Here is a 22,105-nt window from a genome sequence, read left to right on the forward strand (position 1 = left end):
CGTCGGCCGCGCCGCTCGCGACCCCGGTCGATCCGAAGCCGCCCGCGCCGCGCGCCGTTTCGTCGAGCGTCTCCACCTCGGCAAAGGTCGCGCGCTGGACGGGCGCGGGCACGATCTGCGCGATGCGGTCGCCGCGTTTGATTTCGAACACCTCGTCGCCGAGATTGGCGAGGATCACCTTCACCTCGCCGCGATAGTCGCTGTCGATCGTCCCCGGCGTGTTGAGGCAGGTGATGCCGTGCTTGAGTGCGAGGCCCGAGCGGGGGCGCACCTGCACCTCATAGCCTGCGGGAATCGCCATCGCGAAGCCGGTCGCAACCGCGTGGCGCGCGCCGGGGCGCAGCGTCAGCGTCTCGGCCGCGACGATGTCCATCCCCGCTGCGCCGTCGCTGGCATAGGCCGGAACCGGCAGGCCGCCGCCGTTGGGCAGGCGCTGGAGGCGGATCTCAATCATCGGCAAGGGGGACGCGGGTATCGAGTTCATCGGCGATTTTTTCCATCAATTTGCGGGCGACGGCTTCCTTGGGCAGCCGGTCCCAACTGTCGACGCCAGCCTTGCTGACGATATGAACGCGGTTCGTCTCGCCGCCCATCGGGTCCGCCGAGACATCGTTGGCGACGATCAGGTCGCAGCCCTTGCGGGCGAGCTTTGCCTGGGCATGAGCGATCACGTCGTTGGTTTCGGCGGCGAAGCCGACGAGCAGCGGCGGCCGCTTGGCGCTCTTCGCGACGCTCGCCAGAATGTCGGGATTTTCTGCCAGCGCGAGCGGTGGCACCTCGCCGCTGCCGTCCTTCTTGATCTTCTGCGCCGATGTGTCGGCGGCGCGCCAGTCGGCAACTGCGGCGACCATGATCGCGGCGTCGACGGGCAGTCCCGCCTCGACCTCGGCCGCCATTTCGCGCGCGGTTTCGACATCGACGCGAACCACGCCCGGCGGCGTCGGCAGCGGTACCGGCCCCGCGACCAGCAGCACCTCCGCGCCCGCTTCGGCGGCGGCGGCGGCGATCGCGAAGCCCTGCTTGCCGCTCGACCGGTTGGCGATGTAGCGGACGGGGTCGATCGGTTCGTGGGTCGGTCCCGCGGTGACGAGGATGCGGCGGCCATAGAGCGGGCGGTGGCGCGACGGCGCGAAATCGGGCTGGCCGCCGAGCGGCCGGACAATCGTGCCTTGCGCCAGCGCCGCCTCGATCGCCGCCTTGATCGCTTCGGGCTCGGGCAGGCGGCCGGGGCCATATTCGCCGCACGCCATTTCGCCCTCGTCGGGCTCCATCACCGTCACCCCGTCGCCGCGCAGCGTCGCGACATTGCGCTGGGTCGCGGGGTGCAGCCACATGCGTACGTTCATAGCGGGCGCCGCGAGCACCGGCTTGTCGGTCGCGAGCAGCAAGGTTGTCGCCAGATCGTCGGCGATGCCCCCCGCCATCTTTGCCAGCAGATCAGCGGTCGCGGGGGCAACGACGACCAGGTCGGCTTCGCGTGAAAGCTGGATATGCCCCATCTCGACCTCGTCCTTCAGGTCGAAAAGATATGTATATACTTTATTTTCGGACAGGGCGGCGAGCGTCAGCGGGGTGACGAACTGCTCGCCCGCGCGCGTCAGCACGCAGCGCACGCTATGGCCGGCCTTGCGGAGCAGGCGCACCAGCTCGATGGCCTTGTAGGCGGCGATGCCGCCGCCGATGATCAGAAGGATACGCCGATGGGTCATGACCCTATCCTATAGGATGTCCGCGCCCGCGATCCACGCAGATTCTGACCGCTCAGACCGCGGGTACGGAAACCGGTGACGGCTCCGCCCGGATCGACCGGTACAGGGCAAGGAGTGCGGCGGGCGCGAAGATCAGCCCCACGAACAATGTCGGTTCGATCAGCATCGCCCAGTAAAAATTATTGGGGCGTGCGAACAGCATCAGCATCGCCGCATAGCCGAGCTGGACGATCAGCATCGTCGTTCCCAGCCGCGACCGCCATGCGGCCCAGCCAAGCAATGCCAGCGGCACCACCGGCACCATCGTCCACGCCGGAAGAAAGCGGAATGCCGACGACACATGGACGAAGGACAGATAGGCCGACCATCCGCCCATCCCGCTCCAGCCGGGGGTGATCATATCGTCGGGACGGACGAAGGCGGTCAGCGTCGCCGCGTGCCACGCCATCAAGGCCAGGAAACCCAGTCCGATGCCAAGCCAGCCGGCGGCGGCGCGCCAATCGCGGTCGATCAGCGCGAACAGGCCCAGTAGCATTGCCACGGGCAGCACCGTTTCCCGCATCGCCAGCGCGAGCGCGGTCACGGCCATCGCCGGCCAGGGGCGGGCAGGGCGATAGAGGGCGAGCGCCAGCGCGATCAGCACGCCCGCCACCACTTCGTGCATCAGCACCCATTGGCGCGATACGATCTGCGACATGTTGGCCGCCATCAGAAGCGCGCCGAAGCGCGCGTAGCGCGGCAGGTCGTCATCGGCCATCAACCGCTTTCGCCACAGAAGGATCGCCGCAAGGCCGGTCAACGTCAGCAGCGCGACCGACCCGCGCAGGCCGATCACCGCCATGATTTCGGCCTGGGTGGGTAGGCGCACCGTAAAGAAAGGATGCAGCGGATAGCGATGCGCGCGCTGCGTTTCCGTCGCGGCAGAATAATAGGATTGGCCCGCCTCCATCTTGCGCAGGATGTTGAGGTACAGCGCATGGTCGCCGACCATGCCTTCGAACTTCATCGATGTGGGCTTGGCGGGCTGTACCCTCTTGCCGCCCACGCCGCCGCTCCATCCGGCCACCATCAGCGCGGCGAGCAGGACCAGCACGACCGCGGCCCAGAGACGCGGGATGGCCGAAAAGCGGTTCCAGCCGGTGCCGGCCGCCGGTGCTATTTGCGCCACGTCAGCGCCGAAGACATGGCGAAATTCCAGATCGCGCCCACCAAGACCCCGGCGACGCCCGCGACCCACCAACGCTCATTCTGCCCGGCGAGCCAGGTGCCGATGCCGATATTGGCAAGCGCGCCAACCGCCGAGATCGCATAGAAGCTCGCCAGTCCGCCCAGCACCGCCCAGCCCTTGAGCTTGCGGTCGGCGTAGGTGAAGCTGTTATTGAGGAAGAAATTGAACGCGATCGCGGTCACGACCGCGCCGGTCTGCGCCATCATGAAACTGTTGCCTGCGGTCAGCAGCGCCCACAGCACCGACAGGTGGACGAAGACGCCCAGTCCGCCGACCATCAGGAATTTCAGCAGACGGACCGGCACGAAGCGGCCGATCGTCTTTTCGGCGAGCAGTTCGGCATATTCGGCGATGACGCGCGCGCCGATCTTGCTCTCGCCCGCTTCGCGGGTGCGGAATTGATAGGGAACTTCAGCGACGCGCAGCGGCGTCGGCGACGACGCCAATATGTCGGCCAATATCTTGAAACCGATCGCCGACAGGCGCGGCAGCGCTGCGTCGAAAGCTTCGCGGCGCATCGCGAAAAAGCCGCTCATCGGATCGCTCACCTTGGTGCGCAGCGCGATCTGACCGATCTTCGTAGCAAACTGGCTCATCGACACGCGCAGCGCGCTCCATTCGCCGACGCCACCGCCATCGACATAGCGAGTGCCGACGGCGATGTCGGCGTCGTTCGACGCCACCGCGTCGATCAGGCGCGGCAGCGCGTCTTCGCTGTGCTGAAGATCGCCGTCCATCACCGCGATCACCGGAGCGGCCGTCGCCAGCACTCCTTCGATCACCGCTGACGACAGGCCGCGGCGGCCGACGCGCTGAACGATGCGGACGTGGCGCGAGGTGCGCGCGATACGGCGCACGACGTCGCTGGTGCCGTCGGGCGAATTATCGTCGACGAACAGCACTTCCCAGCCGCGACCGGCAAGCACGTTCGTCAGCTTCTCGACCAGCCGCTCGACATTGGCGGCCTCGTTGAGCGTCGGGACGACGACCGCGACTTCGAGCGGGAGGGTGTCAACCGACACGATCGGGTCGGCAAGGGCGGTTTCGTGGTGCATGTCGGGTGAAGATGCCTCGGTTCGATCGAGCGGTACCGCCCTGTTGGTCCTCAAAAAACGCTAGCGAATTAAGGTAAATCTTTGGTAATCACAATCGGCCTTGGCAGCGGCGATCAACCGCCCAGCGCAAGGAGGATCGCAGCGCCTGCGGCCGCCCCGGCGAGCGCGGTCAGCGCATAGCGCCAGGCCGTCCGCTTTTCGCCCCTTTCCCACATCAGCCGGACGTCGGGGAGCGGCGGCGCGGGCGGAGCAGCACCCGGCTTCGGCAATTGCGCGTCGAGGCGGCGGATGATGTCGGGGATCAGCGCCAGCGTCCGCCCCTGTTCGCGCAGTCCGTCGGCCAGCGCGGCTTCGGGGCCCAGTTCGTCGCGAATCCAGCCTTGCACGAACGGTCCCGATACATCCCACATGTTGATCCGCGGGTTGAGCATCGTGGCCACGCCCTCGACCATCACCATCGTCTTTTGCAGCAGCAGCAGATGCGGCTGGGTCTGCATGTCGAAGTCGCGGGTGATCGCAAACAGTCCGTCGAGCATCTGGCCGACGCTGAGCTCGCTCACCGGCTTGCCGCGCATCGGCTCGCCGACCGCGCGCAGCGCCGTCGCGAATTCCTCGACGCTGTGATAGTCGGGGACATATTGCGCCTCGAAATGAATCTCGGCGACGCGGCGATAATTGCCGGTGGTCAAGCCATAGAGAATTTCGGCCAGCCAGTAGCGCGCCTGCCGGTTGATCCGCCCCATGATACCGAAATCGACCGCCGCGATCGTCCCGTCGGCCTTCACGAACAAATTGCCCTGGTGCATGTCGGCGTGGAAGAACCCCTCGGCGATCGCCTGCCGCAGAAAGGCGTGGACCATATTGGTCGCCAGCTTTTCCATATCGTGCCCCGCCGCGACGAGCGCCTCGCGGTGCGAAATCTTGATCCCGTCGATCCAGTCGAGCGTCATGACGCGCGACGCGGTGCGGTCCCAGTCGATCGCGGGCACTTCGTAGGTCGGCTCGGCCGCCATTGCCTCGCGCAGTTCGGACGCCGACGCCGCTTCGCGGCGCAGGTCGAGCTCGCGCAGCGTCCAGCGGCGGAAATTGGCGATCACCTGTCGCGGCCGCAGCCGTGCGGCTTCGCCGCCCAGTGCCTCGAGGTGCGCGGCCGCCCATTCATAGGTTTCGATGTCGCGCGCGAACTGCTTGTCGATGCCGGGGCGGCGAACCTTGACCGCGACCTGCCGGCCGTCGGTGGTCACCGCGCGGTGAACCTGCGCGATCGAGGCCGAGCCGACGGGTTCGGGATCGAATTCGCTGTAAAGGCTTTCGAGCGGTGCCTCGAACGTCGCCTCGATCTCGGCACGGATGCGGGCAAAGGCCACGGGCGCGAGCGCGTCCTGCAGGGTCAGCAGGTTGCGCGCCGCCTCTTCGCCGACGAGATCGGGACGCGTCGCGAGCGTCTGGCCCAGCTTGACCGCCGCAGGCCCGATCGCCTGGAAGGCGGCGGCATAATCGGGCACCTTGGGCTGGATCGTGCCGATCCGTGCGATGCGGCACAGCCGCTTGACCCCCGGCGGCGTCTGTGGCGCGGTCTCGATCCCGCGCAGCGCGCCGTGGCGCGCCAGGATGCGGCCCCACTTCAGCAGGCGGGCAATATGGGTGACGGGTCGGGTCACCTTGGCCCCCCTCCCGCTTGCGGGAGGGGGTGGGGGTGGGCCAGCAACGGCGACGTTGCCCACCCCGCTGTGACTAGCCAGTAAGCTGGCAAGTCTCGCTGCCCCTCCCGCGAGCGGGAGGGGGTAGTTTCGCTTATCGATCTCACGCCTTCCACCCGCTATGGATCGCGACCAGTCCGCCCAGAATCGGTTCGACTTTCACCTCGGTAAAGCCCGCATCGCGAATCATCTGCGCAAAACGCGGCATCGGCGGGAAGCGGCGGATCGATTCGATCAGATAGCGATAGCTGTCTTCATCGTCGGCGATCAGCTTGCCGAGCTTTGGTACCAGATGGTGCGAATAGGCGTCATAGACTTGTGCAAAGCCGGGCCATTCGTTGGTCGAAAATTCGAGGCAGAAAAAGCGCCCGCCATAGCGCAGAACGCGGTGCGCCTCTTTCAGCGCGGCGGGAATGTCGGTCACGTTGCGGATGCCGAAGGCGATCGTGTAGGCGTCGAAAAACTGGTCGGGAAAGCTCAGCTTTTCGGCATTTTGTTCGGACCATACCAGCGTGTCGATGCCGCGCTCCGCCGCGCGTTCCATGCCGACGCCCAGCATGTCGGGATTGATATCGGCGACCGTGATGCTCGCGCCCGACGGCTCCATGCGAAAGGCGATGTCGCCCGTGCCGCCCGCCATGTCGAGGATCGCTTCGCCCGCGCGCGGCTTGACGCGCCGGACAAAGCGGTCCTTCCACAGCCGGTGCATCCCGCCCGACATCGCGTCGTTCATGATGTCATATTTGCGCGCAACGCGGCTGAACACCTCGCCGACCATCGCGGTCTTCGCGGTCGCCGGGACCTGTTCATAGCCGAAGCTGACGGTGTCGGGGGTGGTCATCGGGTGCGCGCCTTTGCGGGGAAAGCCTGTTTCAGCAGCGCCTTTAGCCGGGCCTTGCCGCGCGCGCAAATGCCAGATACCGCTGGCGCGAAATGCCCGAGCTTCCCGAAGTCGAAACCACCGTGCGCGGCCTCGCGCCCTTTCTCGAGGGGCAGCGGCTCGTCACGGTCAGCACCTTCCGCCCCGATCTGCGGCGCCCCTTTCCCGCCGACCTTGCGCAGCGGCTGACCGGGGCGACGGTTACCCATCTCGCGCGGCGCGCCAAATATGGCATCGTCTCGACCGACCGCGACGACCATATGATCTTCCATCTCGGCATGTCGGGGCGCTGGCGCACCGAGGGCGGCGAAGCGGGCAAGCATGACCATCTGCTGCTCGAAACCGGCGCCGGACACAGGCTGTTCCTCCATGATCCGCGGCGGTTCGGGTCGGTCGATCTTGTGAATGGCGACCCGCTCGCGATCTTTCCAGCCTTCGTGACGCTGGGGCCGGAGCCGCTGTCGGACGATTTCGACGCCGCCTATCTGGCCAGCGCGCTCGCCGGCCGTCGCGCGCCGATCAAGGCGATGCTGCTCGACCAGACGATCGTCGCGGGACTCGGCAACATCTATGTGTGCGAGGCGCTCAACATGGCGCGAATCGCGCCGACCCGCGCCGCGGCCGACGTGTCGCGGGCAAAGCTCGGCGCACTGGCGCCGGCGATCAAGGCGGTGCTGGCGGCGGCGATCGCTGCCGGCGGTTCGACCTTGCGCGATTTCCTCAGTCCCGAAGGCGACCTCGGCTATTTCGCCAAGGATTGGCGCGTCTATGGCCGCGAGGGCGAGCGCTGCGAATGCGGCGGCACGATCGTGCGGATCGTCCAGTCGGGGCGGTCCACCTTCTATTGCCCCAAATGCCAGCGGTGAGCGTGATCGGATGCCGCTTTTCCAGCGAAAAGCGTTGACCTTCGGAGACATGCTGGCTATGGGCCCACCCTTCGAGCAGGGTCCGGTCAACCGGAACCGGCCGCATCCGGACATTGATTCGCCGTCCACGCGCGATTCGGCTGCTCCGCTGCTGCTGTGCTCCGACCGTTGAACCGATTGGATATTTTGAGGAACTTATGGCCAATACGCCGCAGGCAAAAAAGCGCATCCGTCGCAACAGCGCGCGCACGCTGATCAACAAGAATCGCGTGTCGCGCATCCGCACGCTCGTGAAGAAGGTCGAAAACGCGGTTGCCGCCGGCGACAAGGCCGCCGCGACTGCAGCGCTCGCAGCGGCGCAGCCCGAAATGGCGCGCGGCGTTGCCAAGGGCGTCCTCCACAAGAACACGGTTGCGCGCAAATATTCGCGCCTGACCAAGAGCGTGAACGCGATCGCCTGATCCGCGCACGCCGCACCGTCCCGAAAGGGCACAAAAAAGGACCCGCCGGCCAAGCGCCCGCGGGTCCTTTTTTGTTACAGCGCGATGGCAAAGCTGTTGCAGCGCGGTAAGTGACGGATTTATCGCGATTCGTTTACCATGACGTTTTCACGTCGAATTAAACATCTGAAAAATATAGGAAATATTGCCCTCCAACGCGTTTCCGCGCCCCCTTGCGAGTCAAGAATTTTATTTCAGATTTTTTACGCTCCGCACCCTTGATCGACTCGTCTCCCCCTGCCTAGAAAAAGGCGTCGTTGGCCTTCGCCGGCGGCCGCCACATCGACATGATTCGGAAAGCTTCGGGCTGCGCGCCCGGGACAGGATGCTTGCGCCCCGGCGTGGGCGCCCGGATCGGCATGTGGTGGGCTGCGGGGCGATCGGGCCGCCGTGGGGGCATATCGGGGGCATGGATTGTGGTGCAAAGCGGGGACAGGCGTGACGACAAAGCAGGCATGGAAGCGATGAGCGCCGATGCCGCGACGCTTTGGCCGCGCGTGGCCGAAGGGCTGCGCCGCGATCTGGGCGCGCGCACCTTCGACCATTGGCTGAAGCCCGTCCGTTTCGCCGAATATTGCACCCTGTCGGGCGTCGTGACGCTGGAAACCGCGAGCCGCTTTTCGGCCAACTGGATCAACGAACGATTCGGCGAGCGCCTCGAACTGGCGTGGCGCCAACTGCTGCCCGCGGTGCGCAGCGTGTCGGTGCGCGGCGGAGTCGCCGCTGCCGAGCGGGCGACCGTGCTCGCCTCGGCGCCGCTGCCGAGCTTCGAGGCGTCAGCGCCGGCTGCCGTGCCCGCTGCCAATCCCGCGCTGCTCGGCTTCGATCCGCGGCTCTGTTTCGATCGCTTCGTCGTCGCGCGCTCGAACATCCTCGCTGCCAATGCGGCGCGCCGCATGGCGATGGTGGAAACGCCGCAGTTCAACCCGCTCTATCTCTGCTCGGGCACCGGGCAGGGCAAGACGCATCTCCTGCAGGCGATCGCGCAGGACTATGCTGCCGCGCATCCGACCGCGACCATCATCCTGATGTCGGCGGAAAAATTCATGCTCGAATTCGTCGGCGCGATGCGCGGCGGCGACATGATGGCGTTCAAGGCGCGGCTCCGCGCTGCCGATTTGCTGCTCCTCGACGATCTGCAATTCGTGATCGGCAAGAATTCGACGCAGGAAGAGCTGCTGCACACGATCGACGACCTGATGACCGCGGGCAAGCGGCTCGTCGTCACCGCCGACCGGCCGCCCGCGATGCTCGACGGGGTCGAGGCGCGGCTGCTGTCGCGCCTGTCGGGCGGACTTGTCGCCGATATCGAGGCCCCCGAGGACGATCTGCGCGAACGCATCATCCGCCAGCGCCTTGCCGCCATGCCGATGGTCGAAGTGCCCGACGACGTCGTCGCCTATCTGGTCCGCCATTTCACGCGCAACATCCGCGAACTCGAAGGCGCACTCAACAAGCTGCTCGCCTATGCCGCGCTGACCGGCGCCAGGGTCGATCTGGCGCTCGCCGAAGATCGGCTCGCCGAAAATGTCCGCAGCGCGCGCCCGCGGATCACGATCGAGGAAATCCAGCGTGCGGTCTGTGCCCATTACCGCCTCGACAAGGCCGAAATGGCGTCGAAACGCCGCGTCCGCGCGGTCGCGCGCCCGCGCCAGGTCGCGATGTATCTCGCCAAGGAACTGACGCCGCGCTCCTATCCCGAGATCGGCCGCCGCTTCGGCGGGCGCGACCATTCGACGGTGATCCACGCGGTCCGCACGGTCGAGGCGCTGCGCGTGACCGACAGCGAACTCGACGCCGAAATCGCCGCGATTCGGCGCAGCCTCAACAACTAATCCACAGACTTATACCGGGCTTATCCCCAGACTTTTGCCGGGATCGGCGGGCGCTTCGGCCGCAGCGAAACAGCGCCCATTTTGAAATCGGCATATCCTAGGGTCTTCACCCTACGGCGGCTTGACCGAAAGTTTCAGCTTGCTACTGATCGCGGGACATAAAGAAACCAAAAGCCCCTTGGAGAAGATGCCCGATGCACCCGTCTGTTCATGCTGCCAGTTCGCCCGACAAACCCGCGGTAATCGTTGCCGAAACCGGTGAGATGATCAGCTATGCCGAACTCGACGCAGCGTCGAACCGCGCCGCGCAGCTGTTTCGCAGCCACGGGCTGAAGCATGACGATGTCGTTGCTTTCATGCTGGAAAACACGCCGCATTATTATGGGCTGACCTGGGGGGCACAGCGCGCGGGGTTGCGCTATGTCTGCATTTCGTCGCGGCTGACGCAGGACGAGACCGACTATATCCTTGAAAATTCGGGCGCGAAGATGCTCGTCGTCTCGGCCAGCCTCGCATCCGCGGCGCTCCAGCTCGAAACTCGGATCGAACGCTATTCGATGGGCGGCGCGATTGCCGGATGGACGCAAATCGAGGACGCGCTGGCCGCGATGCCCGCGACGCGTATCGCCGACGAACGCGCCGGAGTCGATATGCTCTATTCGTCGGGGACGACCGGCCGGCCCAAGGGGGTCAAGGTACCGCTGCCCGAAGAGGAAGAGATCGACGCGCCGAACAGCCTCGTGATGCTCGCCTCGGCGGCGTTCGGGATCAACGCCGACAGCATCTATCTTTCGCCCGCGCCGCTCTATCACGCCGCGCCGCTCCGCTGGTCGATGACGATCCACCGGCTTGGCGGCACCGTCGTGCTGATGAAGAAATTCGATCCCGAAGCCGCGCTGGCGGCGATCCAGCATTATCGCTGCAACGCGGCGCAGTTCGTGCCCACCCATTTCGTCCGCATGCTCAAACTGCCCGCGGAGGTGCGTGCGCAATATGACGTGTCGTCGATGAAGAGCGCGATCCACGCTGCGGCGCCGTGCCCGGTCCCGGTCAAGCAGGCGATGATCGACTGGTGGGGGCCGGTGCTGCTCGAATATTATGCGGGGTCGGAGGGTAATGGCATGACCTTCGCGACCAGCCAGGACTGGCTGGCGCACAAGGGCACCGTCGGCCGCGCGATCCTGGGGACCGTCCACATCGTCGGCGAGGACAATGAAACCGAAGTGCCGGTGGGCGAGGAGGGTGCGGTCTTCTTCGAAAGCGACAATGTGTTCGAATATCACGACGACCCCGAAAAGACCGCGTCGAGCCGCAATTCGAAGGGCTGGTCGACACTCGGCGACGTCGGCAAGCTCGATGCCGACGGCTTCCTTTATCTCACCGACCGCAAGAGCTTCATGATCATTTCGGGTGGGGTAAACATCTATCCGCAGGAGATCGAAAACCATCTCGTCACCCATCCCAAAGTTGCCGATGTCGCGGTCGTCGGCGGCCCGCACGAGGAAATGGGCGAGGAGGTGATCGCGGTGATTCAGCCCGCCGACATGGCCGACGCGACCGATGAATTCCGCGACGAGCTTGGCGCCTATGCGCGCCAGAAACTGTCGGGCGTGAAGGTGCCGCGCCGCATCGATTTCATGGAGGCGCTGCCGCGCCACGATACGGGCAAACTCTACAAGCGGCTGCTGCGCGACCAATATTGGGAAAAGAAGGCGTGAACGCACCCCGCGTCAAGACGCGCGACCGCATCCTCGCCGCCGCGCTGCGCCTGTTCAACGAACAGCGCTTCGGCAGCGTATCGACCGCGGCGATCGCCGCCGATGTCGGCATCGCCGAGGGCAATCTCTGGTATCATTTCCGAAGCAAGCGCGCGCTCCTCGACGCGATCAGCGCCGATTTCGCCGAGGCGATCGAAGAGCGGCTGCAACTGCAGCCGTCCGATGACGGCGATCTGATCGAAGAATATGTCGCACTGCTCGCCTGCATGCAGCGCGAACTCCATACCTTCCGCTTTCTCTATCGCGACCGCGCCGATTATGGCGAATCGAGCCCGATCATTCTCGACCACATCGACGGCTGGTACGAACGCGTGCACGGCCAGCTGATGCTCTATCTCGGCGCGATGATCGATCGCGGCTACCTCGACTGGTCGCGCGCGCGGCTCGGCGATCTTTGCACCAATGCGCTCGTGATCCTGCGCTTCGGCCTCGAATATCAGCGCGAGATGGACCCGGCGGCGGTCGGCGACCTCGATAGCGCGCGCTGGACGGTCGAACGGCATCTGACCTTGTTCGAGGACCGGCTCGATCCCGCTGTGGCGCGCCGGTTCCACCGCGCGATCGAACAGGCCGACCTGCAGGCCTGACGCGCCTTTTCATTTGCAAAGGATCGATCATGCCGCGCCATCTGGAATTCTTTTTCGACCTGTCGTCGCCCTGGACCTATCTGGCGTTCACCAACGTCCAGCCGCTGATCGCGCGCACCGGCGCCAGCGCGACCTTTCGGCCGATCCTGGTCGGCGGGGTGTTCAACGCGGTGAACCAATCGGTCTATGCGGCGCGCGAACAGAGCGACAATCGCAAGCTGCAACATAGCTGGAAAGTGCTGGGGGACTGGGCGCGGCTCGCGGGGGTGGAGATGAATTTCCCCTCCCGCTGGCATCCGGCAAAGAGCGTCGCGGCGATGCGCTTCGCCACCGCGCTCGAGCCCGATCAGCCGGCGCTGATCGCCTTCGCCCGGGCGGCGTTCGAATCCTATTTCGGCGCGCAGGACAATCTCGACGACCCTGCGGTGCTCGAAGCGGCAGCAACGCGCGCGGGCCTCGACGGCGCGGCGATCCGCGGTGCGGCGGCGAGCGATGCGGTCAAGGCGCGGCTGCGCGCCAATACCGACGAGGTGATCGCGCGCGGCGGCTATGGTTCGCCGTCGATGTTCGTCGACGGCGATGATATGTATTTCGGCAACGACCAACTGCCGCTCGTCGAAGCGGCGCTTTTGAAAGCCTGAGAGGACTCTCCATGCAGGACCGCATTTCGATCACCATGCTCGACGACGGCATCGCCGACGTCCGCCTGATCCGCACCGACAAGATGAACGCGCTCGACGGCGCGATGTGGGAGGCGCTTGCGGCGGCGGTCGACCAGCTCAAGGCGACCCCGGGGCTGCGCGTCGTCGTCCTGTCGGGCGAGGGGCGCGCCTTTTGCGCCGGACTCGATCTCTCCAGCCTCGGCGGCGAGCGTGATCCGGGCGCGAGCAGCGCCGGCGGCGGACTCGCCGAACGGACGCGCGGTCTTGCCAACAACGCGCAATATGCCGCCTGGGGCTGGCGCGAACTGCCGGTGCCGGTGATCGCGGCGGTACATGGCGTCGCCTTTGGCGCAGGTAGCCAGATCATGGCCGCCGCCGATATCCGCATCGTTCATCCCGATACGCGCATCGCGATCATGGAAATGCGCTGGGGCCTTGTCCCCGATGTCGCCGGCATGGCGCTGTGGCGCACCCAGGTTGCCGACGACGTGCTGCGCGAGATGATCTACACCAACCGCGAATTCAATGGCGTCGAGGCGAAGGCGCTGGGCTTTGCGACGCATGTCGCCGAAGAACCGCTCGCCAAGGCGATGGAACTCGCGGCGGTGATCGCGGGCAAGAATCCGCATGCGATCCGGGGGGCGAAGCGGCTGTGCAACATGCTTGCCGACGCGAGCGATGCCGAAATCCTGCAGGCCGAAAGCGACGAACAGATAAAGGTGATCCGCACCCCCAATCAGATGGAAGCGGTGATGGCGCATATGCAGAAACGCAAGCCCGACTTCGCCGATTGACCGGAGGCGTCAGAGCATCGATTCGTCAGAGTAAGCGCAAGAACCGCGCCGCGTTGCCCCAATCGGCGGCGCGGCGGTCGCGCGCCTTTTGCGCTTCGCTGTCGGCGCCCCAGCGGCGTTCCTGATACAGCTCGTCGAGGCTGACCGCCTCCCACAGCATGTCGGCGGCGAACGCGTCTTCGACGAGCGCGAGCCCGGCGACGAGCGAACCGCCGATGGTGACGAGCGGCGACAGCGGCGCGAGGCGAAAGGGATCGAGCGCGTGCACCGCCTCGCGCAGCGCCGCCACCGTTGCGGCGGGCTGGTCGATCGGGAGCACGCCCTGCGCCAGCGCGAATTCGATGCCGTGCCGCGCCTCCGCCCAGGCGAGCAGCGGATTCCACGCCGCCGCCTGTTCGCCTTGCAGCGCGGCATCGCGGTCGTCGCGGTAGCAGAGAAGGTCGGTCTGGGCATAGGCGGCGATGGTCTCGGCAAAGGCCGCGCGGTCGCCCGTCGCCAGATCGATCGCGGCGTTGGCGATACCGGTCATCGGCATCGCCGCCGGATCGATGTCGCTGCCCTGCGCATTCCATTCGGCGGCGATCGCTTCGGCAAGCTCCTCGCTCGGCACCACCAGCGGCGCGCGCGCGGGGGTGCGCACCGGGCGCCCGTCAAGCGCGATGCCCCGGCCGCCGTCCTGCGGGACGGTCGTGGCAGTCCTCCAGAAGCGTTTCATGGCGCGGGCGGTGTCCGCCAGCGGCGCGCCAGGATGCGCGGCATGATTGCGAAATCGAACACGCCGGTCAGGACGACGATCACGCCGATCCAGCGATCGGTGGGCTGACCGGCGATGGCCCAGCCGCCCCGGATCAGCACGAAACCCGCCATGATGAAAAGCGCGCCGACGATTCGCATCGCCGACAGCGCGAAAAAGCGCTTCTTGGCCAGCCGGTCCTGTTCGTTGCTCATGCCCCCGCCTTATCGCCTGCGAGCTGGCGCATCAAATGCGCGAGGGCGCCGTGGCCCGTCCGCTCGATTCCCGCTGCCACGCGCTCGCGCTCGGCTGCATCCTTGTTCTGCGACAGTTTCACCGTCGGCCGCCATGCGCTGATCCGCATCTCGAAGCCGGTGATTGCGCCGGTCAACCGCGCGAAATGGTTGGCGTCCATCTTGGCGCGCGTCCACGGCGGATTTTCGCCGGCGCGTGCCTCGTGCAGCGTCGACAGCGTGTCGAGCTGCGCGACCAGTTCGGCATCCTCGAGCTTGCGCGCCACGCCTTCCATCTCGACCGCGACATAATTCCACGTCGGCACCGCGGTTGCGGCGTCGGCGTACCAGTTGGCGCTGACATAGGCATCGGGGCCCTGCACCACCGCGAGTGCCGGCGCGCCGGCAAGATGCTTCGTCAGCCCGTTACCGCGCGCGAGGTGGAATTGCAGCGTCGTCGCGTCGGCGCTGAGCACGACGGGCGCGTGGGCGACGCGTGGGCCGTCGGGCGTCGCCGCGAAAATGGCGGCAAAGCCGATTTCGCGCACCAGCAGCGCGGCGAGATCGTCCTGCCGGGGCCGGAACGCCGGATTGGGGTGCATCAGCGCGGCTTTCGCGGCGCCGGACCGCGGGTGCCCGTCTTGGCGGCTCCGGGCTTCGCGGCGCCGGGCTTCGCCGGGCCGCGCTTTGTGGGCGGTTTGCCGCCCGGCTTCGATGCGCCGGATTTCTCCGTCCCCGGTTTCGACTTAGCTGGTTTTGACTGGACCTTCGCCTCGGCACGGCCGCGCCGTTCGCCGCGTCTTGCCTTGCGCACCTGCTTCGCATGCGCCTTCGCCTTTGCCTTCTGCACCGTCTTGGTCGATGCGCGCGGCGCCTCTTCGGTCAGCAGGTCGCCGAGCAGCGGGTCGAAGCCCAGCGCTTCCAGGCTTTCGGCGAAATGCGGCGGCAGCGGCGCGCTGATGTCGATCGCGCCGCCATCGGGATGGTCGATGCGCAGCCGGCGGCTGTGCAGGTGCAGTTTGCGGCTGATCGTGCCGGTCAGGAACGCGCCCTTGCCGCCATATTTGCCGTCGCCGACGATCGGATGGCCGATCGCCGCCATATGGACGCGCAATTGATGCGTGCGGCCGGTCAGCGGCTGCAGTTCGACCCACGCCGCACTGTTGCCCGCGCGTTCGATGACGCGATAGCGCGATTTCGACGGCAGGCCTTTTTCGTCGACGTGCATCTTCTCACCGCCCGATCCGGGTTGCTTGGCGAGCGGCAGGTCGATCTCGCCCTGCGCGATGTCGGGGACGCCGACAACGATCGCCCAATAGGTCTTGCGCGCGCTGCGGTTCGAAAAGGCCTTGGCGAACCAGGTAGCGGCGCGCGGGGTGCGCGCGACGAGCAGCGCGCCCGACGTATCCTTGTCGAGCCGGTGGACCAGCTTGGGGCGCACGGCGGCATCGCCCTGCAGGGCGCCGAGCAGGCCGTCGACATGACTGTCGGTCTTCGTTCCGCCCTGCGTCGCGAGGCCCGGCGGCTTGTCGAGCACCAGCGCGCTCTTGTCGCGGTGGATGACCATCGCCTCGGCGAGCGCGACATCGGCGGGCGACAGCGCTTTTTCCTTGCGCGGCCGGGGGCCGGATGGCGCCGCGGGCGGCACCGGCATCGCGATTGTCTGCCCCGCCTCGATCCGGTCCGAGACATCGGCCTTGCGCCCGTCGATGGTCAGCTCGCCCGACCGGGCCCAGCGCGCGATCAGCGCGTGGGGCGTGCCCGGCCGGTGCCGTTTGAACCAGCGGTCGAGGCGGATGCCGTCATCCTCTTCGGCGACAATGGCGCTGTCGCTGCTCATGCCGGAAGCTGCCGTATCGTCGCCATTCCGACGCCGCACGCCGCAATGCCGATGATGACCGACGCGCCGACATAGGCCGCCGCCTGCGGCATCTGGCCGCGTTCGAACAAAGTCCAGAACTCCATGCTGAACGACGAGAAGGTGGTGAAGCCGCCCAGCACCCCGACGCCCAGGAACAGTCGGGCCTGATCGCTGCCGCCGCTGCGCGCGAGCCAGCCGATCAGCAGCCCCATCATCAAGCTGCCGGCGATATTGACCGACAACGTCCACCAGGGAAAGCCGGGGCCAAGCCGCGCGAGCAGGATCTGGCCGACCAGGTGCCGCGCACCCGCGCCGATCGCACCGCCGACCATGACAGGGAAAAGTCCGTTCATCCGCTCGCCCTAGCCGCAAAAGCGCGTGGCGCAAAGCGGGCGATCGCCCGTTGGTGGTCGCATCGCTCCCTGTCGGCGACCGGGATCGTCGCCAAGGGGGCTTGACGATGAGAACAAAACATGTCCAGATCGGACCTTCTTCCCGTCCGTCGGCGCGCGTCGACTCAGGCTATCGTTGTGCTTGGGTCCGTTTTGGCGGCAAATGGGAACGAACAAAAGGTGAATAGAGCCGCTGTGACGGCATAGTTGTACCGCGATGGACCAGGGCGACAGGGAAGGGCGTCGAAATGGAACAGATGATCGATATGCGACCGGCGGAACCGGTCTTTCCTTTAGGGCTGAACGAAACGCGGGCGGCATGGTCGGCGCCGCGCGACGAAGGGGCGCCGGCGCGCCTGCTTTTCGTCGGCTGCGATGCGGCCTGTCCCGACGTTGACCGTGTCGCGGGGGTGCGGCTTGTCGCGGCGGTGCCGTCGATGCGCGCCGCAGGGCATCTGCGCGCGATGATCGCCGCCGACATATTGTGGATCGCGGGAGCGGAGGCGATCGAGAGCGAAACCTTCGCCGACCTGATGGCGGCGGCGGCCGAACGGCAATGCGGCCTTGTCTGCGAAACGACGCTTGCCGCGCTCGATCGCGTCGCCGCCGCCGTGCCTGACGCTTTGCGCACCCAATGGCTGGTCGATGCCGACCCCGCCGAACGCCTCGTCGCGCTTGCCGCAGCGCGCCCGTCGGCGCGGCTCGCCGTCCACGATATTTCGCGCGACGAGGCGATGGAGCGGATCGACCGGTTGCAGGATGAGGTGGCGCGCATTTCGCGTCTGCTGGGCGAACTCGCGGGGCAGCCGGGACTGGCGGGGGCGCCGCGCCCGGGTGGCGGCATCGTCGGCTATGACGCCGGCGTGCGCGCGCCGACGCGCGATTTTTCGGTGATGCCGCGCAGTTTCGAACCCGAAGAGCGCACCCGCGACCGTCAGCGCGCCAAGGCGGTGCGCCACATGCTGCGCCAGCGCCGGATGCGCGAGCAATATTTCGCCGCCGATCTGTTCGCCGATCCCGCCTGGGACATGCTGCTCGATCTCTATGCGGCGCGGCTCGAGCGGCAGCCGGTGTCGGTGTCGAGCTTGTGCATCGCCGCCGCGGTCCCCGCGACGACGGCGCTGCGCTGGATCAAGACGATGACCGACGCCGGCATTTTCCTGCGCGAGGCCGATCCGCAGGACGGACGGCGCATCTTCATTGCGCTGTCCGACGGCGCGAACGAGGCGATGGCGCGCTATTTCGAGGCGCTCGACGAATAGGCGTCGGCGCGCCCGGGGGAGAGGGCCTTCAAACGCGAAAGGGGCGCGGCCCCCCGGCTACGCCCCTTTCCCCCCTCAACCCCTTCCTCTGGTGGAAGGGGCAAACTTTGTTCAGCGCGCGGCCATGCGCACCGGCTTGCCCGCCGATGCCCACTGGATCGCCTCGCTGCCGCCCATTTCGCGGACGAAGCAGCTCTGGCCCTGGGCCTTGAGGCTGCTGCACAGCTTCACGGCGTCGGCGCGCGAGCCGAGCCCGTTGACCGTCAGGCGGAAGAAGGTGCGGCCATCGACGACCGCCGAATGGCTCGAAGCCGGATAAGCGGCCAGCACGCCGTTGCGTCTTTTCAACACGCCCCATTTTTCCTTGGCGATGCCCAGGCTGTCATAGGCGCCGAGCTGAACGGCCCAGCCCTGCGGCTTGGCGGCATCGAAGGCGGCGACGCGCGGCATGACCTTGGCGGCCAGTTCCTTCGCTTCGGGCGAGGGCTTGCGAACATAATCGCCCGCGACGCGCGGTGCGGCGCGATAGGGCTTGGCGTCGGCCATGATGACCGGCGCGGCCTTGGGCTGCGGCAGATCGGTGACGGGCACGACGCCATTGGCGTCGCGTTGCGGCATCGGCAGTTCGACCGTGCGGATAGCGCTGTCGGGACTGGCGAGCAGCGGCGGCGGCGGCGCAAACTGATCGACCGGCGCGGGATCGGCGCTCGCCAGAACCGGGGCGTCGGCGGCCGGTGCGGTGTCGGCCATCTGGGTGCCGGCGAAATTGCTGAGCGCGAGGCGCACCGGCATCCCGGCATCCTGTTGCGGCGTCGTGCCGATCAGGCTCGCGACGCGAAGTTGAGAGTTGGGCTGTTCGGCCAGTTTCGACCACTCGGCCATGCGCGTTTCCACCTTCGCGAGCGACAGATCCTGCGACGCGACGATGCGCGCCTGCGCCCAGCGGCCCGACAGGGCAAGCGCCAGCGCCAGATTCTGCCGCGTGCGCGCGGTTGCGCCTTCGGCGCGCGCGGCTTCGGTCAGGATATAGATCGCCGATTCGGTGTCGCCCGCCAGCGCGAGCGCGAGGCCGAGGTCGGGGGCCGGAACGGTATCGAAATTTTCCTTGAGCAGCGACACCGCCTGCGATGTCTTGCCCTGCGCGATGTGCGCCAGCGTCATCGCCAGCACCGTGTTGCTGTCCTTGACGCCCAGCTCCATCGCTTCCGACAGGGCGTCGGTCGCCGAGGCGAAGCGTCCGTCGTTCAGATAGGCCTGGCCGAGCAGCGCGCGGTAATGGCCGTCGCGCGGGCTTGCCGCGACCGCGGCTTCGGCAAGACCGACCGCCTTGCTGACCTTGCCGTCCTCAAGGGCGGCACGCGCCTTCTCGGCCGACGCGGCGGCAACCTCGGGCTTGCCCGCGGCATCGTTCGGCCCCGCGGCGACCTTGCCGGGTGCGGCGCACCCGGTCGTGGTAACGCCCAGGACAAAGCCCGAAACGGCCAGCTTCATCAGCATGTTGCGGTTCATGTCAGGTCCCCCTTTATCTGGTCCGGATCAGGCCGACTTGCGCAGCGGGCGCGCGGCGGGCAGGCGGCTCGCCATCGCGTCGATTTCGGGCAAGGCCGACAGATAATCGTCGAGCAGTTCGGTCAGGATCGTCTGCGCCGACCGGTTGGTCACCGCACTCGCAAGCCGCAGGCGCAGATGGCGTTCGGCGTCGAGGCGGAGCGTGAACGCCGCCTTTTCGCGGGCGTGCTGCGTTCGCGGCGCCTTGTCCTTCTTGGCTTTGGGTTCGGGCCGCGCTTCGACCTTGCGGGCGACGGCCGCGACGCGCTCGATCAGCGATTCCTGCTGGCGAACGATTTCGGGAACTTCGACTGCTTCAGGAGCAATGTCGGCCGCGGGCGCGCCCGTCAGATCGACCGGCGTCGGATCGAGCGGCGCCATGTCGGCGGGCGTCAGGTCGGCCGTTTTTTCGGCGATCAGCTCGTGGCCGGTGCTGGCGTCAACCGCATGTTCGGCGGCGGCATTATGATCGAGCACCGATCCGGCGAGCAGCGGCTTCAGATCGACCATGCGTGCCGGTTCCGACGACTGCTGCGGATCGACATCATAACCCATGTCGTTCCAGCCCAGATCGTCATAGCCCTGCTGACCGAAGGTCGCGGCGGGGCCGCTGCCGAGCGGCTGGCGGCGCATGGCAGGCCGTGCAGCGCCCTTGCGGGCCAGTAGTCCGGCGCTCAGCGATGCGAGGGGTTTGGGTTCGCCCATTTTTTCTACTCCCCCGTTCACTGGCCGGCCATGCGGCGGCCGAAACCGCCGCCCATCGGGCGGACAGTGCCGTAGCCGGGCTGTGCCGGCATCGGAGCGGAGAAGACGGTGCGGCGGAAATTCTTTTCCAGCCGGTCGTTGATGTAGGTCCAAAGCTGGCGGATCTCGTCGGCCGAACGGCTGTTCGGATCGACCTCCATCACCGTGCGGCCATCGATCATCGAAGCCGCATAATCGGTGCGATGGTGTAGCGTCACCGGCGCGACGGTGCCGTGCTGCGACAGCGCAACCGCCGCTTCGCTGGTGATCTTGGCTTTCGGGGTTGCCGCGTTGACGACGAACACCAGCGGCTTGCCCGCGCGTTCGCACAGGTCGACGGTGGCACCGACGGCGCGCAGGTCGTGCGGGCTCGGACGCGTCGGGACGACGATCAGTTCGGCGACCGAAATCACGCTCTGGATCGCCATGGTGATCGCGGGCGGCGTGTCGATGACCGCGAGCTTGAAGCCCTGCTGGCGCAAAATCTCGAGATCGGAGGCCAGCCGCGCGACCGTCGTTTGCGCAAAGGCCGGCAGATCGGTCTCGCGTTCGTTCCACCAGTCGGCCAGCGAACCCTGCGGATCGATGTCGATCAGGACGACCGGACCGGCGCCTGCAAGCTGGGCCTGCACCGCCAGATGCCCCGACAGGGTCGTCTTGCCCGACCCGCCCTTTTGTGAAGCCAATGCCAGAACGCGCACTGCTGTCCCCCTGAAAAAATCAACGAATTGGCGGGGGAATGCCATGCAGGGAGCTAAAATTGGGTTAACGATGATAAAAAGAAGGTGAACGAATTGCGCAGAAACAAGGTTAACAAGGCGTCAGCAACGACCTGTACCGAAGCGGGGCAACTTCGGTCCGCCCGGCCCCTATGCTAAGGGGCTGTTAGCCATTTGGGGCTAGGACCGGCTCCCGCGACTGCCGCCCGCCCGGTGCGGCGCAAGTCATTGGAGAATAAGATGCGTTCATTTCGCACCGCGCTGCGCCTCGCGCTTCCGATCGCTTCGGCCCTTGCGCTCGCGATGCCCGCACAAGCCGATGTCAAGGATGGCGTCGATGCGTGGCAGGCTGGCGATTTCGCGAAGGCGGTGGCCGAATGGCGGCCGCTGGCGCTCGCCGGCGATGCCGATGCGCAGTTCAATCTGGGGCAGGCGTACAAGCTCGGGCGCGGCGTGCCCGTCGATCTGACGCAGGCCGAAAGCTGGTATCGCCGCGCCGCAAAACAGGGCCATCTGCAGGCCGAGGATAATCTCGGCCTCGTCATCTTCACCGCCGGGCGGCAAAAGGAAGCCATGCCCTATATCATCCGCTCGGCCGAACGCGGTGAGCCGCGCGCGCAATATGTGCTCGGCACCGCGCTGTTCAACGGCGACCTCATCGCCAAGGACTGGCCGCGCAGCTACGCGTTGACCAAGCGCGCGAGCGACGCCGGACTGACCGTCGCTTCGGCGCGCCTGGTCCAGCTCGACCAGCTCGTCCCCCTCGATCAGCGCCAGCGCGGGCTGGCGATGCTGCCGCAGATGGAAAAGGACGAAACGCGCGCGCGGCTCGCGGCGGTCAGTGCCGGCGCCCCGGAGCCCGATGCAGCGCCCGCGCCGACGATCCGCACCGCCAGCCTGCCGGCCTCCGAACCGGGCGCGAGCTATACGCCGCCGCCGCTCATCGAGCCGCAGCCCTCCGCCGCGAAGCCCGCCAAGGCGCGCGACGCCGCCACCGCCGCGAGCGAAGCGACCGCCGA

22 protein-coding genes and 1 pseudogene are annotated in these 22,105 nt (G+C 66.8%); 9 read left to right on the top strand and 14 right to left on the bottom strand.

Annotation, left to right across the window (positions count from 1 at the left end):
• Window positions 1-22: 22 nt before the first annotated feature.
• The 6 genes and pseudogenes from dut to EBMC1_RS13785 all read right to left on the bottom strand — a co-directional run.
• Window positions 23-484 (bottom strand): annotated as a pseudogene (gene dut / locus EBMC1_RS13760) (dUTP diphosphatase); the annotation flags it as partial.
• Window positions 447-1,709 (bottom strand): bifunctional phosphopantothenoylcysteine decarboxylase/phosphopantothenate--cysteine ligase CoaBC, encoded by a 1,263-nt coding sequence (gene coaBC / locus EBMC1_RS13765; RefSeq protein ID WP_003048728.1) that lies wholly within the window; start codon window positions 1,707-1,709, stop codon window positions 447-449. The gene coaBC and the pseudogene dut, both read right to left, overlap by 38 nt.
• 52 nt (window positions 1,710-1,761) lie before the next feature.
• Window positions 1,762-2,877: a DUF2029 domain-containing protein gene (locus EBMC1_RS13770; RefSeq protein WP_003048730.1), complete on the bottom strand. Its 1,116-nt coding sequence runs from the start codon at window positions 2,875-2,877 to the stop codon at window positions 1,762-1,764.
• On the bottom strand, window positions 2,865-4,046 hold the full coding sequence (locus tag EBMC1_RS13775) for a glycosyltransferase (RefSeq protein WP_231292931.1): 1,182 nt from the start codon (window positions 4,044-4,046) through the stop codon (window positions 2,865-2,867). Before EBMC1_RS13775 ends, EBMC1_RS13770 begins: the two co-directional genes overlap by 13 nt.
• Window positions 4,047-4,105: 59 nt before the next feature.
• Window positions 4,106-5,653, bottom strand: coding sequence for a 2-polyprenylphenol 6-hydroxylase (ubiB, locus tag EBMC1_RS13780; protein ID WP_003048734.1), 1,548 nt, complete (start codon window positions 5,651-5,653; stop codon window positions 4,106-4,108).
• 142 nt (window positions 5,654-5,795) lie between these two features.
• The gene (locus EBMC1_RS13785) at window positions 5,796-6,533 is read right to left on the bottom strand and encodes a class I SAM-dependent methyltransferase (protein ID WP_003048735.1); all 738 of its coding nucleotides are present in this window, start codon (window positions 6,531-6,533) and stop codon (window positions 5,796-5,798) included.
• Window positions 6,534-6,625: 92 nt separating this feature from the next.
• Here EBMC1_RS13785 and mutM point away from each other — a divergent pair, with 92 nt between their 5' ends.
• From mutM to EBMC1_RS13820, 7 genes are all read left to right on the top strand, one after another.
• Entirely contained in the window at window positions 6,626-7,438 is an 813-nt protein-coding gene (gene mutM / locus EBMC1_RS13790; protein ID WP_003048737.1) for a bifunctional DNA-formamidopyrimidine glycosylase/DNA-(apurinic or apyrimidinic site) lyase, read from the top strand.
• Window positions 7,439-7,635: 197 nt separating this feature from the next.
• Window positions 7,636-7,899, top strand: coding sequence for a 30S ribosomal protein S20 (rpsT, locus tag EBMC1_RS13795; protein WP_003048739.1), 264 nt, complete (start codon window positions 7,636-7,638; stop codon window positions 7,897-7,899).
• A gap of 503 nt (window positions 7,900-8,402) precedes the next feature.
• Window positions 8,403-9,773, top strand: a complete 1,371-nt coding sequence (gene dnaA / locus EBMC1_RS13800) for a chromosomal replication initiator protein DnaA (protein ID WP_231292932.1) — start codon at window positions 8,403-8,405, stop codon at window positions 9,771-9,773.
• A 194-nt stretch (window positions 9,774-9,967) separates the two neighbouring features.
• Complete coding sequence (locus EBMC1_RS13805; RefSeq protein WP_003048744.1) at window positions 9,968-11,491, top strand: acyl-CoA synthetase; 1,524 nt, start codon at window positions 9,968-9,970, stop codon at window positions 11,489-11,491.
• On the top strand, window positions 11,488-12,138 hold the full coding sequence (locus EBMC1_RS17940; protein ID WP_003048746.1) for a TetR/AcrR family transcriptional regulator: 651 nt from the start codon (window positions 11,488-11,490) through the stop codon (window positions 12,136-12,138). The genes EBMC1_RS13805 and EBMC1_RS17940 overlap by 4 nt, the downstream gene beginning before the upstream one ends.
• Window positions 12,139-12,167: 29 nt before the next feature.
• Window positions 12,168-12,779: a 2-hydroxychromene-2-carboxylate isomerase gene (locus EBMC1_RS13815; protein ID WP_003048748.1), complete on the top strand. Its 612-nt coding sequence runs from the start codon at window positions 12,168-12,170 to the stop codon at window positions 12,777-12,779.
• 11 nt (window positions 12,780-12,790) lie between these two features.
• A complete protein-coding gene (locus EBMC1_RS13820; protein ID WP_003048750.1) occupies window positions 12,791-13,594 on the top strand; it encodes a crotonase/enoyl-CoA hydratase family protein in 804 nt (267 codons plus the stop codon).
• A 25-nt stretch (window positions 13,595-13,619) separates the two neighbouring features.
• Here the strand turns inward: EBMC1_RS13820 and EBMC1_RS13825 are convergent, their stop codons facing one another.
• The 5 genes from EBMC1_RS13825 to crcB are packed head-to-tail and all read right to left on the bottom strand — an operon-like array spanning window position 13,620 to window position 16,774.
• Window positions 13,620-14,309 (bottom strand): ATP12 family chaperone protein, encoded by a 690-nt coding sequence (locus EBMC1_RS13825; protein WP_003048752.1) that lies wholly within the window; start codon window positions 14,307-14,309, stop codon window positions 13,620-13,622.
• Entirely contained in the window at window positions 14,306-14,542 is a 237-nt protein-coding gene (locus EBMC1_RS13830) for a hypothetical protein (RefSeq protein ID WP_003048754.1), read from the bottom strand. The genes EBMC1_RS13825 and EBMC1_RS13830 overlap by 4 nt, the downstream gene beginning before the upstream one ends.
• The gene (locus tag EBMC1_RS13835; protein ID WP_003048755.1) at window positions 14,539-15,162 is read right to left on the bottom strand and encodes an FMN-binding negative transcriptional regulator; all 624 of its coding nucleotides are present in this window, start codon (window positions 15,160-15,162) and stop codon (window positions 14,539-14,541) included. The genes EBMC1_RS13830 and EBMC1_RS13835 overlap by 4 nt, the downstream gene beginning before the upstream one ends.
• The gene (locus tag EBMC1_RS13840) at window positions 15,162-16,400 is read right to left on the bottom strand and encodes an RluA family pseudouridine synthase (protein WP_003048757.1); all 1,239 of its coding nucleotides are present in this window, start codon (window positions 16,398-16,400) and stop codon (window positions 15,162-15,164) included. The genes EBMC1_RS13835 and EBMC1_RS13840 overlap by 1 nt, the downstream gene beginning before the upstream one ends.
• Window positions 16,397-16,774, bottom strand: coding sequence for a fluoride efflux transporter CrcB (gene crcB / locus EBMC1_RS13845; protein WP_040590392.1), 378 nt, complete (start codon window positions 16,772-16,774; stop codon window positions 16,397-16,399). Before crcB ends, EBMC1_RS13840 begins: the two co-directional genes overlap by 4 nt.
• A gap of 287 nt (window positions 16,775-17,061) precedes the next feature.
• On the opposite strand from crcB, the gene EBMC1_RS13850 reads away from it, so the two are divergent.
• Entirely contained in the window at window positions 17,062-18,075 is a 1,014-nt protein-coding gene (locus EBMC1_RS13850; protein WP_003048761.1) for a hypothetical protein, read from the top strand.
• Window positions 18,076-18,186: 111 nt separating this feature from the next.
• Here EBMC1_RS13850 and EBMC1_RS13855 read toward each other — a convergent pair whose 3' ends face one another.
• From EBMC1_RS13855 to EBMC1_RS13865, 3 genes are read right to left on the bottom strand one after another with little or no spacing between them, the layout of a single operon-like run.
• Window positions 18,187-19,584, bottom strand: a complete 1,398-nt coding sequence (locus tag EBMC1_RS13855; protein WP_003048763.1) for an SPOR domain-containing protein — start codon at window positions 19,582-19,584, stop codon at window positions 18,187-18,189.
• A gap of 27 nt (window positions 19,585-19,611) precedes the next feature.
• Complete coding sequence (locus EBMC1_RS13860; RefSeq protein WP_003048764.1) at window positions 19,612-20,328, bottom strand: hypothetical protein; 717 nt, start codon at window positions 20,326-20,328, stop codon at window positions 19,612-19,614.
• A gap of 17 nt (window positions 20,329-20,345) precedes the next feature.
• Entirely contained in the window at window positions 20,346-21,068 is a 723-nt protein-coding gene (locus tag EBMC1_RS13865; protein WP_003048766.1) for a ParA family protein, read from the bottom strand.
• Between the two features lie 258 nt (window positions 21,069-21,326).
• Between EBMC1_RS13865 and EBMC1_RS13870 the strand changes: the two genes are divergently transcribed.
• Window positions 21,327-22,105: tetratricopeptide repeat protein (locus tag EBMC1_RS13870; RefSeq protein WP_003048767.1), on the top strand; the 779-nt coding region annotated here is incomplete at its 3' end.

Source organism: Sphingopyxis sp. MC1 (genome assembly GCF_000371385.1).
Classification (GTDB): domain Bacteria; phylum Pseudomonadota; class Alphaproteobacteria; order Sphingomonadales; family Sphingomonadaceae; genus Sphingopyxis; species Sphingopyxis terrae.

What these genes read in the sequence shown, in the direction of transcription:
- dnaA (WP_231292932.1), top strand. Translation starts at nt 8,403, where the DNA reads ATGAGCGCCGATGCCGCGACGCTTTGGCCGCGCGTGGCCGAAGGGCTG.
- EBMC1_RS13855 (WP_003048763.1), bottom strand. Translation starts at nt 19,584, where the DNA reads ATGAACCGCAACATGCTGATGAAGCTGGCCGTTTCGGGCTTTGTCCTG.
- EBMC1_RS13830 (WP_003048754.1), bottom strand. Translation starts at nt 14,542, where the DNA reads ATGAGCAACGAACAGGACCGGCTGGCCAAGAAGCGCTTTTTCGCGCTG.
- EBMC1_RS13805 (WP_003048744.1), top strand. Translation starts at nt 9,968, where the DNA reads ATGCACCCGTCTGTTCATGCTGCCAGTTCGCCCGACAAACCCGCGGTA.
- crcB (WP_040590392.1), bottom strand. Translation starts at nt 16,774, where the DNA reads ATGAACGGACTTTTCCCTGTCATGGTCGGCGGTGCGATCGGCGCGGGT.
- EBMC1_RS13820 (WP_003048750.1), top strand. Translation starts at nt 12,791, where the DNA reads ATGCAGGACCGCATTTCGATCACCATGCTCGACGACGGCATCGCCGAC.
- EBMC1_RS13835 (WP_003048755.1), bottom strand. Translation starts at nt 15,162, where the DNA reads ATGCACCCCAATCCGGCGTTCCGGCCCCGGCAGGACGATCTCGCCGCG.
- EBMC1_RS13840 (WP_003048757.1), bottom strand. Translation starts at nt 16,400, where the DNA reads ATGAGCAGCGACAGCGCCATTGTCGCCGAAGAGGATGACGGCATCCGC.
- rpsT (WP_003048739.1), top strand. Translation starts at nt 7,636, where the DNA reads ATGGCCAATACGCCGCAGGCAAAAAAGCGCATCCGTCGCAACAGCGCG.
- coaBC (WP_003048728.1), bottom strand. Translation starts at nt 1,709, where the DNA reads ATGACCCATCGGCGTATCCTTCTGATCATCGGCGGCGGCATCGCCGCC.
- EBMC1_RS13860 (WP_003048764.1), bottom strand. Translation starts at nt 20,328, where the DNA reads ATGGGCGAACCCAAACCCCTCGCATCGCTGAGCGCCGGACTACTGGCC.
- EBMC1_RS13785 (WP_003048735.1), bottom strand. Translation starts at nt 6,533, where the DNA reads ATGACCACCCCCGACACCGTCAGCTTCGGCTATGAACAGGTCCCGGCG.
- mutM (WP_003048737.1), top strand. Translation starts at nt 6,626, where the DNA reads ATGCCCGAGCTTCCCGAAGTCGAAACCACCGTGCGCGGCCTCGCGCCC.
- EBMC1_RS13815 (WP_003048748.1), top strand. Translation starts at nt 12,168, where the DNA reads ATGCCGCGCCATCTGGAATTCTTTTTCGACCTGTCGTCGCCCTGGACC.
- EBMC1_RS13850 (WP_003048761.1), top strand. Translation starts at nt 17,062, where the DNA reads ATGGAACAGATGATCGATATGCGACCGGCGGAACCGGTCTTTCCTTTA.
- EBMC1_RS13825 (WP_003048752.1), bottom strand. Translation starts at nt 14,309, where the DNA reads ATGAAACGCTTCTGGAGGACTGCCACGACCGTCCCGCAGGACGGCGGC.